This is a genomic window from Paenibacillus vietnamensis, assembly GCF_020169515.1.
GTDB classification, from domain to species: domain Bacteria; phylum Bacillota; class Bacilli; order Paenibacillales; family Paenibacillaceae; genus Pristimantibacillus; species Pristimantibacillus vietnamensis.
Map to the genome: position 1 here is coordinate 57,177 of NZ_JAHMHW010000024.1, position 12,019 is coordinate 69,195.

13 protein-coding genes and 1 riboswitch are annotated in these 12,019 nt (G+C 52.7%); all 13 genes read left to right on the forward strand.

The genetic code is table 11. The features are described from left to right. The first annotated feature begins 2 nt into the window (after positions 1-2). The 13 genes from KP806_RS25375 (at position 3) to KP806_RS25435 (ending at position 11,846) form a co-directional block, all read left to right on the forward strand. Positions 3-959, forward strand: coding sequence for a peptidylprolyl isomerase (locus tag KP806_RS25375; RefSeq protein ID WP_224726549.1), 957 nt, complete (start codon positions 3-5; stop codon positions 957-959). Positions 960-1,098: 139 nt separating this feature from the next. Continuing rightward, on the forward strand, positions 1,099-2,037 hold the full coding sequence (cysK, locus tag KP806_RS25380) for a cysteine synthase A (RefSeq protein WP_224726550.1): 939 nt from the start codon (positions 1,099-1,101) through the stop codon (positions 2,035-2,037). Between the two features lie 114 nt (positions 2,038-2,151). Continuing rightward, complete coding sequence (locus KP806_RS25385; RefSeq protein ID WP_224726551.1) at positions 2,152-3,756, forward strand: anthranilate synthase component I family protein; 1,605 nt, start codon at positions 2,152-2,154, stop codon at positions 3,754-3,756. Beyond that, entirely contained in the window at positions 3,753-4,334 is a 582-nt protein-coding gene (gene pabA / locus KP806_RS25390) for an aminodeoxychorismate/anthranilate synthase component II (protein ID WP_224726552.1), read from the forward strand. The genes KP806_RS25385 and pabA overlap by 4 nt, the downstream gene beginning before the upstream one ends. Beyond that, positions 4,331-5,236, forward strand: a complete 906-nt coding sequence (gene pabC / locus KP806_RS25395) for an aminodeoxychorismate lyase (RefSeq protein ID WP_224726553.1) — start codon at positions 4,331-4,333, stop codon at positions 5,234-5,236. The genes pabA and pabC overlap by 4 nt, the downstream gene beginning before the upstream one ends. Positions 5,237-5,293: 57 nt before the next feature. Continuing rightward, a complete protein-coding gene (folP, locus tag KP806_RS25400; protein ID WP_224726563.1) occupies positions 5,294-6,136 on the forward strand; it encodes a dihydropteroate synthase in 843 nt (280 codons plus the stop codon). Between the two features lie 65 nt (positions 6,137-6,201). Next, entirely contained in the window at positions 6,202-6,588 is a 387-nt protein-coding gene (folB, locus tag KP806_RS25405; protein WP_224726554.1) for a dihydroneopterin aldolase, read from the forward strand. Continuing rightward, positions 6,566-7,120 carry a 2-amino-4-hydroxy-6-hydroxymethyldihydropteridine diphosphokinase gene (gene folK / locus KP806_RS25410; RefSeq protein ID WP_224726555.1) on the forward strand — a complete coding sequence of 185 codons (555 nt, stop codon included), beginning with the start codon at positions 6,566-6,568 and terminating at the stop codon, positions 7,118-7,120. Before folB ends, folK begins: the two co-directional genes overlap by 23 nt. Beyond that, positions 7,072-7,284, forward strand: coding sequence for a helix-turn-helix domain-containing protein (locus tag KP806_RS25415; RefSeq protein WP_224726556.1), 213 nt, complete (start codon positions 7,072-7,074; stop codon positions 7,282-7,284). The genes folK and KP806_RS25415 overlap by 49 nt, the downstream gene beginning before the upstream one ends. 33 nt (positions 7,285-7,317) lie before the next feature. Next, complete coding sequence (gene dusB / locus KP806_RS25420) at positions 7,318-8,361, forward strand: tRNA dihydrouridine synthase DusB (protein ID WP_224726557.1); 1,044 nt, start codon at positions 7,318-7,320, stop codon at positions 8,359-8,361. 278 nt (positions 8,362-8,639) lie between these two features. After that, positions 8,640-9,116, forward strand: a complete 477-nt coding sequence (greA, locus tag KP806_RS25425) for a transcription elongation factor GreA (RefSeq protein WP_224726558.1) — start codon at positions 8,640-8,642, stop codon at positions 9,114-9,116. Positions 9,117-9,267: 151 nt separating this feature from the next. Further along, positions 9,268-10,785 carry a lysine--tRNA ligase gene (gene lysS, locus KP806_RS25430; protein WP_224726564.1) on the forward strand — a complete coding sequence of 506 codons (1,518 nt, stop codon included), beginning with the start codon at positions 9,268-9,270 and terminating at the stop codon, positions 10,783-10,785. Between the two features lie 163 nt (positions 10,786-10,948). Beyond that, a riboswitch (cyclic di-GMP riboswitch) is annotated at positions 10,949-11,027 on the forward strand. A 12-nt stretch (positions 11,028-11,039) separates the two neighbouring features. After that, the gene (locus KP806_RS25435; RefSeq protein ID WP_224726559.1) at positions 11,040-11,846 is read left to right on the forward strand and encodes a transglutaminase-like domain-containing protein; all 807 of its coding nucleotides are present in this window, start codon (positions 11,040-11,042) and stop codon (positions 11,844-11,846) included. The last annotated feature ends 173 nt before the right edge of the window (positions 11,847-12,019 follow it).

Consider the following 12,019-nt stretch of genomic DNA (forward strand, 5'->3'; position numbering starts at 1 on the left):
CAATGAGGAAATACGAGGTGCTGAGGGCGGTTGTCATCCTTCAAGCCGTATGTATGGTCGTTTTAACGGTAATGGTTGTAGTAAAGGTATGGCCGGAAGGTCCTGAGTGGCCCGATAACGCGGCGGGCACGAATGCAGGCAGCGGGGAAGAGGCGGGACCGTCCGGAAATAAGGAAATAGCACGGGTAGGCGGCACATCTATCACATCGGCCGAATTGGAAAGCCAGCTTTACAAGCAGTACGGCGATGCTGTATTGCGGACCTTGATGGTCCATAAAGCCATCGATTTGGAAGCCGCGGCGGCGGGGCTGTCCGTTTCGCCTGAGGAGCTTGAAGACGAGCTGCAGCAGCTTGTTCAAGGCTATGACAGCGAATCTCAGTATTTCGAAGTGATGCGGGAGCAGCTCGGCATGACGAAAGAGCAGGTGCTCGCGGAGCTGAACTACAGGCTGCTGCTGGAGAAAATTGCGGTCAAGAGCGTAGTCGTAACCGACGAAGAAGTGCAGAGCTACATTGACGGGCATCGGGAGGAATTCGACCCCCGCCAGCAGCTGCATTTGCAGTGGATATTGACGGAATCGGAGCAAGAGGCAAACTCCGTGCTGCAAAAGCTGAGCGAAGGGGAAGATTTTGCATTGCTGGCGAGAACTTACTCTATCGACGCTTTCACTGCTGATGTGGGCGGGGATCTGGGGCTAATTGACGATGACGACCCGTTTTACGATGAAGAGATGCTGGAAACGGCGAGTCGACTGCAAATTGCGGAAATGGCCGGACCGTTCGAGGTGGACGGAGGATTCGCAGTAATCAGGCTGGTCGAGAGGCAGACGACTGCCGCCTTGAGCGGCGAACGGCTTTACGATACCGTCCGCAAGCAGCTTGCTCTCGAACGAGCGGAATCGCTTGCTTCGCTGGAGGAATCGCTTCTTGCCAAATATGAAGCGGTTAAATACAATTAGCGTTGAATGGACGATTGGGCTTTTGAAACCATTTCCAAACCTGCAGAAAGTGGCTATTGACAACGGATGCAAGACATTGTTAAGATGTAGATAGTCAAAAACCAACTGAATTAGTCGGAATAAGGAGGATTTCATTTCCATGGCCAAAATCGTTAATAGTGTATTAGATCTTATTGGAGATACTCCGCTTGTTCGTTTAAATCGTCTTGTGCCTGAAGGCAGTGCAGAAGTTTATGTGAAGCTTGAATACCAGAATCCGGGTGCAAGCGTTAAGGACCGTATCGCGATCAGCATGATCAACGAAGCTGAGAAGCAAGGTCTGATCAAGCCGGGCGGCACGATTATTGAGCCTACGAGCGGCAACACAGGTATCGGTCTCGCTCTTGTAGCGGCTGCCAAAGGCTACAAAGCGATTCTCGTTATGCCTGAGACGATGAGCCTTGAGCGCCGCAACCTGCTTCGCGCTTACGGCGCAGAGCTGATTCTGACTCCCGGGTCTGAAGGCATGAACGGTGCGGTACGCAAAGCGGAAGAGCTGGCGGCTGAGAATCCTTCTTACTTCCTGCCACAACAGTTCAAGAACCAGGCAAACGTGAAAATCCACCGTGAAACGACCGGCCCTGAAATCGTCGAAGCGATCAACTCGCTTGACGGCAAGCTGGACGCATTCGTTGCGGGTATCGGTACAGGCGGTACGATTTCCGGAGCCGGCGAAGTGCTTAAGCAAAACTTTGAAGGCATCAAAATCTATGCGGTTGAGCCTGCGGCTTCGCCGATCCTCTCCGGAGGCAAGCCAGGCCCTCACAAAATCCAAGGCATCGGCGCCAACTTCGTGCCTGATATTTTGAACCGTGAGATCTATGACGGCGTTATTACGATCGAGAACGAGGACGCGTTCGAATACGCGCGCCGCGCAGCCAAAGAAGAAGGCATCCTTTGCGGTATTTCTTCAGGCGCTTCGATCTATGCAGCATTGCAAGTGGCGAAGGAGCTCGGAGCAGGCAAACGCGTTATCGCTGTAGTAGCTAGTAACGGCGAACGTTACCTTTCCACGCCTTTGTTCAACTTCGAAAACTAATTTTTGCAGCTTTGGATCGGAAAGCCTTTCATTCTTCGGAGTGGGAGGCTTTCTTTTTGTCTTGCTATTCTGTATACTGAGCAAAATAAGTCAAGCGATCGGGGGTTGAAGGTGATGGTCACCGCCTTGGAGCAGTGGATTCGGTGGCACGCCGAACGCAAATATACGACGCTTCCTGTCTTGAAGGAGCTGCCCTTCCGGCTGGAGGAAAGATCGGGCGTTATTTCGTGGGAAGAGGTATGGCAGGACGCTTCGCCGCATGCCTTCGTGCTGGAGAGCGGGAAGGATGGCAGGTACACGTATCTTGGCATCCATCCGGAGGCCATCATAAGAGGGAAAGGGCTTGAAGCGGAGTCGGTTCACTACGAGTCGCTGGAGTACCAAAACAAGAGGCATTGGAAAGGGAAGCCGCTTGAGGTCGTACGGCAGTGGATGGGCGGATACCGGGGGCCGAGACTGGAGAATGGTCCGAAGTGGCTAGGCGGGTGCGTAGGCTTCTGGGGCTATGACGTGGCTAGGACGATCGAACGGCTGCCGGAGATTGCAACCGATGACCTGAATATACCGGACTATTTGTTTATGCGCATGAACGAGCTGTGGATTATCGATCATCTGCAGAGCAAGGTGTTTGTCGTCGTCCATGCACCTGTCGATCTGGAAGCGGATGATGCGGAGCTGTCGGCTGCGTATGAACGGGCTTTGTCTAGAGCGGAGGGACTCAGCGATTATTGGCTGACCTGGTTTGCCGCCGGCGAGGCGCAGGAACGGGCTACAGAGAAACGTGCTGCGCGCTTGCGACTGACAGAGGAGGATCTGCTGAATATCGACGTGGAAGCCTTGCCGGGGTTATCGATTCCTTTTACAAAGGAAGCTTATATGGAGGCGGTTAGGAAAATCCAGCGGTATATCGGCCAAGGAGACGTCTTTCAGGTGAATTTGTCGGTCAGGCAAAGCCGCCCGGCGGCTGCGTCTCCGGAGGAGCTCTACGAGTGGCTTCGTTTGTTCAATCCGTCGCCGTATATGGGCTTCCTTCGCTGCCCGGATTTTCAGCTGGTATCGGCCTCTCCCGAGCTGCTGGTCGAGCTTGGCGGAAGCAAGCTGGCTACAAGACCGATTGCGGGCACGAGAAGACGCGGCCGCACCGAGGAAGAGGATCTCCGGTTTGCGGAGGAGCTTCTGTCGAGCGAGAAGGAGCGGGCGGAGCATATCATGCTGGTGGATTTGGAGAGGAACGATCTTGGACGCATATCCGCCTACGGGACGGTAAAGGTCGAAGAGCTGATGGTGATTGAACGGTATTCGCATGTGATGCATCTGGTCTCTCAGGTGGAGGGACAGATTGCCGAAGGAAAGGATGCATACGATGCGATCGCCGCAACTTTCCCAGGCGGGACGATTACCGGAGCCCCGAAGATCCGCACGATGGAAATTATCGAGGAGCTTGAGCCGGTCCGCAGGGGCCCGTATACCGGGTCGCTGGGATGGATTGACTATAACGGCGATATGGAATTTAATATTATTATCAGAACAATGGCGGTACAGGACGGCGTCGTTCATATCCAAGCCGGAGCAGGCATTGTGATCGACTCCGACCCGGAACGGGAATACAAGGAATCTCTTAATAAAGCGAAGGCGCTATGGAAAGCCATACAGTACAGTGAGCAATTTGCTGAAGGCGGCCGGATAGCGGAACCGGACAAAGGGGGAAAGTCACGATGATACTCGTTATCGACAACTACGATTCTTTTACGTACAATTTGGTGCAATATTTGGGGGAGCTTGGCGAGGAAATCGTTGTAAAACGCAACGATGAGATCGATTTGGCGGGCATTGAGGCGCTTGCGCCCGACCACATTCTGATTTCGCCGGGCCCATGCTCGCCTAATGAAGCAGGCATTAGTCTGTCGTTAATTGACCATTTTAAAGGCAAAATCCCGATTTTCGGCGTCTGCCTCGGTCATCAATCGATCGGACAAGCATTCGGCGGAGAGGTTGTGCGCGCAGAGAAGCTTATGCATGGCAAAACCTCTGAAATTCATCATAACGGTAAATCGATATTCGAAGGCATGCCTTCTCCTTTTACCGCTACTCGCTACCACTCGCTTATTGTCCGCCGCGAGACGCTGCCTGATTGCCTGGAAGTTACGGCAGAAACGGCAGAAGGCGAAATTATGGGCCTGCGTCATAAGGAATATGCCATTGAAGGGGTGCAATTCCACCCGGAATCCATTATAACGGAGCATGGCCTGACGATGCTTCGTAATTTTCTGCAAAACCGGACGGGCGCGGCGCGATGAAAGTCGGGCTTAACGGCACCGTCGTGGATGCCAACGAAGCCGTGATCTCAGTATACGATCACGGTTTTTTGTACGGTCTCGGCTTGTTCGAAACGTTTCGAACCTACAATGGGCGGCCGTATTTGCTGGACAGGCATATGAACCGGCTGCTGAACGGCTGCGACCAGCTGGGGATCCGGTATTCATTCGAACGCGATAGGCTGACGGGACTGTTGAAGGAGCTGTTATCCGCGAATACGCTTGAGGACGGCTATGTAAGGCTGACCGTCAGCGCCGGGGAAGCGGGTCTGGGGCTTCCGGCAGGGGACTACAACCGTCCGAATGAGCTTGTATTGGTGAAGGAGCTGCCGCCGCTCCATCTTATGGACAAGCTCCCGGGCAAGGAGCTCCGTCTGCTGCGGACGCGGCGGAATACGCCGGAAGGGGAGATCCGCTTCAAGTCTTTGCACTATATGAACAATATTATTGCGAAGAGGGAGCTGCTGGCCGGAACGGCTTCGCCCGGTGCCGAGGGACTGATGCTCAGCGGTGAAGGCTGGCTGGCCGAAGGGATCGTAAGCAATTTATTTTTTGCGAAGGATGGCGTCATCCATACGCCGTCCATTCAAACGGGAATATTGCCGGGTATTACCCGGGGCCGGGTGATAGAGCTCGGAAGGGAAGCGGGCTTCGAATTACGCGAAGGTCTGTTCGTCTGGGAGCAGCTGCTGGAAGCGGACGAAATTTGGCTGACTAATTCGATCCAGGAGCTCGTGCCGGTTACGGAGCTTTCTGAGCCGGACGGGGGCAGCGTCAAAGTAGGAGACGGGGAAGCGGGAGTCATGACGAAGCGATTATTGTCGATGTACCGCGAATCCGCCTGGAACGTCATAGAAGAAAGCAGCATGGGCGGTTCGGCATAGACGGGCGGAGCATAAACCGGATGTCGAAAAATATTCAAAAGGAGCGGAAGTTCGATGATGCAAAGACCGGTGTTTAGGAAGAGGGAATACGATTTCGGCAGCGGCACAAAGCTTGAGCTTGGCGGACGCACGCTGATCATGGGCATATTGAACGCGACGCCGGATTCCTTCTCAGACGGCGGGCGCTATACGCAAGTTGATGCAGCGGTTGCCCATGCCAAGGCCATGGCAGAAGAGGGAGCCGATATTCTGGATATCGGCGGAGAATCCACAAGGCCGGGCTTTGAAGAGGTAGAGCTTGAAGAGGAGCTGCGGCGCGTCCTGCCTGTCATCCATGCGGTTCGCAAAGCTTTGCCGCATATGCCGATCTCTATCGATACATATAAATCTGAAACGGCACGGCAGGCACTGGAAGCGGGCGCGCATATCATCAACGACATATGGGGGCTGAAGGGTGACCCGAACATGGCCGCCGTTGCGGCGGAGTACGGTTGCCCGGTCATTATCAGCCACAACCGTCATTCCCGGGACTATAACGACCTCGTCCCGGATGTGCTCGCCGACCTGCTGGGCAGCGTCGCCATCGCCCGGGAAGCCGGCATCGCCGACGGGAACATTTGGCTGGACCCCGGTATCGGCTTCGCCAAAACCTACGAGGACAACCTCGAGCTTCTCGGCCGCCTGTCGGAGCTGTCCGCGCTAGGCTTCCCGGTGCTTCTCGGTACCTCGCGCAAACGGTTCATCCGGCAGGCTTTGAATTTACCGGTAGAGGAGCTCGCGGAGGGAACCGCCGCGACCGTCGCCCTTGGCATCGCGCAAGGCTGCCAGATCGTGCGGGTGCATGACGTGCGCGTGAACAAGCGCACGGCGCTCATGACGGACGCGATTCTGTACCGCTGATCGAGGACGGACTGTCGGAATGGCTTTAGACTTAGATGCAGCAAGCCGTAAGGAGTGTAAGCGAAATGGATAAAATGATCATAAAAGGTATGCGTTTTTACGGATATCACGGCGTATTCCCCGAGGAGAACAAGCTTGGCCAGCAGTTTTTCGTCGACCTTGAGCTGAGCATGGATTTGGAGCAAGCGGCTTCGACCGACGATTTAAGCCTGACGGTCAATTACGCGGATATTCATGCTCTTACGAAGAAGATCGTCGAGGGCGAACCGTTCAAGCTGATCGAAGCATTGGCCGGTCACGTTGCATCGAAGGTTTTGGAGGCTTATACTATTGTAAATGATGTGACGGTTCGAGTTACGAAGCCGCACCCGCCGTTCGATATCCATTTTGACGGAGTGACGGTGGAGCTGCGCAGAAAGCGGGATACAGATGGACGAATTATACCCGCGTGAGCCAGTTTGGCCGGAAGCTTATGTCGCCCTAGGCTCCAACATTGGCAACCGCGAGCAGTTGTTGAAGGATGCGATTGACCGGCTTGACGGGTCCCCCGGCATTCAAGTTTGCCGCGTATCGGGCATTTACGAGACCGATCCGGTAGGGTACACCGAGCAGCCGCCGTTTTTGAATATGGTGATTGCGGTCAGGAGCGAGCATTCACCTGTGGGTTTGCTGCATCGCCTTTTTGAGATCGAGAAGCAGCTGGGCAGAGTGCGGGACATACGCTTTGGTCCAAGAACCATTGACCTGGATCTTCTCCTGTACGATAATGTCTTAATGGATCAAGAAGAGCTTACGCTGCCGCATCCGCGCATGATGGAGCGGTCGTTTGTGCTTGTGCCGCTGCAGGATGTCATCGATGCTGCGCATCCGCTGCACGAGAAAGTGAAGAAAGCGTCTAAGGCGGCGCTGCAGGATGGAAAGGAAGGCATTGCATTATGGAAAACCATCAATTGGCGCAGCGCGTCAGAGCCTTTCGAAAGCTGAAGGGTTATACTCAGCAGGAGCTGGCCAAAGAGCTTGGCGTATCCGTAGCGGTATTGGGATCGCTTGAACGGGGTACGAGAAAGACCGATCCGAAGCTGCTCGGACACATCGCCAAAACGTTAGGAATCAGCTATGAAGAGCTGATGTCCGACAACCGTGAGTAATTCAAATTATTTAGAAGAGGAGCAAGGAGCGACATGCTGAAAATCGGAGACATCGAAATGAAGAACAGAGTGGTGCTGGCGCCGATGGCAGGCGTGTGCAACCCGGCTTTTCGATTGATTGCCAAGGAGTTCGGAACCGGTCTTGTGTGCGCGGAAATGGTAAGCGACAAGGCCATTTTGCATGGAAACAAGAGAACGATGGAAATGCTGTTCGTCGATGAGCGGGAGAAGCCGCTGAGCCTTCAAATTTTTGGAGGAGACCGTGAATCTCTCGTCGAAGCGGCCAAGGTCGTGGATCGGCAAACGAACGCGGACATCATTGATATAAATATGGGCTGCCCCGTGCCGAAGGTGACGAAATGCGATGCCGGCGCGCGCTGGCTGCTCGACCCGAACAAAATTTACGAAATGGTATCGTCCGTCGTCGATGCCGTGGAGAAGCCCGTTACCGTCAAAATGCGCATAGGCTGGGACGATGAGCACATCTATGCGGTTGAGAACGCGCAAGCCGTAGAACGGGCTGGCGGCAAGGCGGTCAGCGTTCACGGACGGACGCGCGAGCAGCTGTATACCGGCAAGGCGAATTGGGACATTATAAGAGATGTAAAGGAAGCGGTATCCATTCCCGTCATCGGAAACGGGGACGTATTCTCGCCGGAGGATGCGAAGAGGCTGCTCGAGCATACGGGCTGTGACGGCGTTATGATCGGGCGCGGCGCTCTCGGTAATCCGTGGATGCTGTACCGTACGATCCAGTACCTGACGAACGGGGAGCTGCTTGGCGATCCAACCCCTCGCGAGAAGCTGGAGGTAGCTATTTTGCACCTTGACCGGCTGATCGCGCTGAAGAGCGAAGCTGTGGCGGTTCGTGAGATGCGCAAGCATTTGGCCTGGTACCTGAAGGGTCTGCCGGGAGGCGCGCGGGTTAAGGATGTCATTATGGAGGAGACCGGACGCGACAGAATGGTTGCGATTTTGGAAAACTACGTTCGTTCACTAGAGGAGGACAAACCTTTCCAGATGCAGGACGGAGAGCAGGATGGAATCGCCGCCGCTGCGGGTGAAATCACGCATTAATTCCGGTCAGACCGAACAAATGACACCATTCGACAAAAGCCGCTGCCAAGCGGCTTCTGTTGTACATGAACGAAGTGAAACGGTTTCAATGGCTGGTCTGGCTTTGATTGACATTCGGGGTTATTTTGAAATATAATCTTGCAATATATAATCCAAACGCACACGAAGAGTGCGCTTTCAATATCGGCAGGTATGATGGTCACGAAGCGTAATATATTAGGTATCAGTGAATTCATACAAGGTATGAAAATTAGTCACACGACAGGAGAATCGGAAAGATGAACGATAAGCAAATCATTCTGACTCAAGAAGGGCTGAGAAAGCTCGAGGATGAACTAGAGAACTTGAAGTCGGTCAAGCGTCGTGAAGTGGCGGAGCGTATCAAAATAGCAATCGGTTACGGAGATATAAGCGAGAACTCGGAATACGAGGACGCGAAGAACGAGCAGGCTTTTATTGAAGGCCGCATTATTACGCTTGAGAAGATGCTGCGCAACGCACGCATTATTAATAATGATGATATTGATGTCGATACGGTAAGCATCGGTTCGATCGTTACCGTTGAAGATCTGGAATACGGCGACACGATGGAGTATTCCATTGTCGGTACGGCTGAGTCCGATCCCCTTCAGAACAAAATCTCCAACGAAAGCCCGGTCGGCAAAGCTATTCTGGGCAAGAAGAAGGGTGCGATCGTTGAAGTCAGCGTTCCTGTCGGCATCATCCAATATAAAATTCTCGATATCAAAAAATAAGCTTTGCTATTTCGGATCGGAAAGCTTCCTTCGAGGGAAGCTTTTTAATCTATTCCTTCTTAGTAATCAATAGCGAAAAGGGCTGTAGCCGTCGAAAGACGGCTTTAGGCGTTTTCGCCTGATGTTATTAGATGAACAATGTATCAAGGAGATGAAAGTAGTGGAACATGAGAACAACGAGCAGGAGCTGAGCGAGCTTCTGCAAATTCGCAGAGACAAGTTGGATGAGCTGAGGGGGCTGGGCGTCGATCCTTTCGGACGGAAATTCGAACGTACTCATAACGCGGATGACATTATAAAAGCCTACGAAGAGCTGAGCAAGGAAGAGCTGGAGGAGAAGGCGGTAAAAGTGAGCATTGCCGGCCGCATTATGCAGAAGCGCGGAATGGGTAAGGCCGGCTTCGCGCATATTCAGGATCTTAGCGGCAAAATCCAAATCTACGTCCGCAAGGATACCGTAGAGGAGAACAAATTCGCCGCATTTGATCTGCTCGATATCGGCGATATTGTCGGCGTGCACGGTATCGTGTTCAAGACGAATACGGGAGAGGTTTCCGTTAAAGCTAAGGACGTCGAAGTGCTGACCAAGTCGCTTCTTCCGCTGCCGGACAAGTATCATGGACTGAAGGACGTTGAGCTTCGTTACCGTCAGCGTTATGTGGACCTGATCGTGAATCCGGACGTCCAACAGACGTTCATTACCCGTTCCAAAATCATTCAATCCATGCGCCGCTACCTCGATTCGCGCGGCTATTTGGAGGTCGAGACGCCAACCCTCCATTCGATTGCAGGCGGAGCTGCAGCCCGTCCTTTCATCACTCATCACAATGCGCTGGATATGCAGCTGTACATGAGGATCGCGATCGAGCTGCATCTGAAGCGCCTTATTGTCGGCGGCCTGGAGAAGGTCTACGAAATCGGGCGCGTATACCGGAATGAAGGCATTTCTACCCGCCACAATCCGGAATTTACGATGATCGAGCTGTATGAGGCTTATGCGGATTATAAGGATATTATGGCGTTAACCGAAAATCTGATTGCGCATATCGCGCAAGAAGTGCTGGGCACGACAAAAATCGAATACCAAGGCCAAGAGGTCGACCTGACGCCGCAATGGCGCCGGGTTACGATGGTGGAGCTTGTCAAAGAAACGACAGGCGTCGACTTTAGCGTTGAAATGAGCGACGAAGAAGCTCACCGCCTGGCCAAAGAGCATAAGGTGGCGGTAGATCCGCATATGACGTTCGGACATATCGTTAATGCGTTTTTCGAGCAGTTTGCCGAGCATATGCTGATTCAGCCGACCTTCGTAACCGGACATCCGGTGGCGATCTCCCCGCTCGCGAAGAAAAGCGAAGCCGATCCGCGCTTTACCGACCGGTTCGAGCTGTTTATTGTGGCCCGCGAGCACGCGAATGCCTTTACCGAGCTGAACGACCCGATCGATCAGCGCGAGAGGTTCGAATCGCAGCTGGTTGAACGCGAGCACGGCAACGACGAAGCGCATGAAATGGACGACGACTTCATTCGTGCTCTGGAGTACGGTATGCCTCCGACAGGCGGCCTTGGTATCGGAATCGACCGGCTGGTCATGCTTCTTACTAATGCTCCGTCGATCCGTGACGTGCTCCTGTTCCCTCATATGAGAGAACATCGCTCGGGCGAATAATTGTAGTTAAAACCGTCAGGCATGGCTGCCTGGCGGTTTTTTGCGTGGTACGATTCGCCGGCTGTTTACTATTTCTCTGAAATTTCACCATTTTTTGACCTTTTTTTGCAAATTAGGATTGATAAGCGACAAGCCTATGATAAGATAAATCTTATGAAGCTTCACACGAAAACGGCAAACCTATCGAAAGGTAGGGACGCAAAGCTAAAGGGCCTTCCGCATGATGGCAGCCAGCTACCGAAGGGAGTTTTTTGATGCGCAAATGGTTGTTGGCTGTTGCGGCGGCGCTTATTTTCTTTATGCCAGTGAACGCAGATGAAGCCCATGCAGTCGAAACAGCGGGATGGATCGATATTTCAGAAATAGACCGCGGCGTCTTGACCGTTAATTATGCAGTCAAGGCTGAAGTGAAAACCAAGCTGATGGTTACAAAAGGACAGGAGCGGTATACATACAACCTGTACTCGGGCAGGTCATGGGAACACTTCCCCCTGCAGCTCGGCAACGGAAATTATACGGTCTCTTTATTGGAGAACACGGAAGGCAATAAGTATAAGGTCGTCAAGAAACAAACGGTCGAGTTGAATTTGAAGAACGGTAGAGACGTATTCCTGAACTCCGTTCAAAATATCGCCTGGACAAGCTCCGATTCGGCGATCGTGAAAGCCGCAGATCTGACAAAGAATAAGAAGACCGACACCGAGAAAGCGAAAGCCGTTTACGAATACATCATTTCCAACATTCAGTATGATAACAAGCTGGCCTCCCAAGTTCCGGCCGATTATTTGCCTGATATCGATCGTACGATCCGGACAAGAAAGGACATATGCTACGGTTACGCCTCATTATTCGCTGCAATGATGAGAAGTCAAGGTGTTCCGGTCAAACTGACGATGGGCACCTCGAGCTACGCGAAGGGGTATCATGCATGGAACGAAGCATATCTGGACGGTAAATGGGTAACTATTGATACGACGGTTGACGCTGGACTTATGAGAAGCAATAAGAAGTACCAATTTATTAAGGACGCTTCGAAATATAAAGCAAACAGGCTGTATTAAGGAGCGGAACAGGAACGGGCAGACGCAAAGGCGCTTGTTCGTTTTTTGTTATATTTCAGAGGTTATTGACTTGAGGTAAATAGGAATAAGATTTTTTTAAAAAAGGACTTGCAATCGTATAGGCATACGTGATATATTATCTAAGTCGCCGCTGAGACATACGGCTGACACGA

Bases quoted from the DNA above. Each gene is read 5' to 3' on its own strand.
- KP806_RS25375 (WP_224726549.1), top strand. From the start codon at position 3: ATGAGGAAATACGAGGTGCTGAGGGCGGTTGTCATCCTTCAAGCCGTA.
- cysK (WP_224726550.1), top strand. From the start codon at position 1,099: ATGGCCAAAATCGTTAATAGTGTATTAGATCTTATTGGAGATACTCCG.
- pabA (WP_224726552.1), top strand. From the start codon at position 3,753: ATGATACTCGTTATCGACAACTACGATTCTTTTACGTACAATTTGGTG.
- folB (WP_224726554.1), top strand. From the start codon at position 6,202: ATGGATAAAATGATCATAAAAGGTATGCGTTTTTACGGATATCACGGC.
- folP (WP_224726563.1), top strand. From the start codon at position 5,294: ATGCAAAGACCGGTGTTTAGGAAGAGGGAATACGATTTCGGCAGCGGC.
- lysS (WP_224726564.1), top strand. From the start codon at position 9,268: ATGAAAGTAGTGGAACATGAGAACAACGAGCAGGAGCTGAGCGAGCTT.
- dusB (WP_224726557.1), top strand. From the start codon at position 7,318: ATGCTGAAAATCGGAGACATCGAAATGAAGAACAGAGTGGTGCTGGCG.
- folK (WP_224726555.1), top strand. From the start codon at position 6,566: ATGGACGAATTATACCCGCGTGAGCCAGTTTGGCCGGAAGCTTATGTC.
- KP806_RS25415 (WP_224726556.1), top strand. From the start codon at position 7,072: ATGGAAAACCATCAATTGGCGCAGCGCGTCAGAGCCTTTCGAAAGCTG.
- KP806_RS25385 (WP_224726551.1), top strand. From the start codon at position 2,152: ATGGTCACCGCCTTGGAGCAGTGGATTCGGTGGCACGCCGAACGCAAA.
- KP806_RS25435 (WP_224726559.1), top strand. From the start codon at position 11,040: ATGCGCAAATGGTTGTTGGCTGTTGCGGCGGCGCTTATTTTCTTTATG.
- pabC (WP_224726553.1), top strand. From the start codon at position 4,331: ATGAAAGTCGGGCTTAACGGCACCGTCGTGGATGCCAACGAAGCCGTG.
- greA (WP_224726558.1), top strand. From the start codon at position 8,640: ATGAACGATAAGCAAATCATTCTGACTCAAGAAGGGCTGAGAAAGCTC.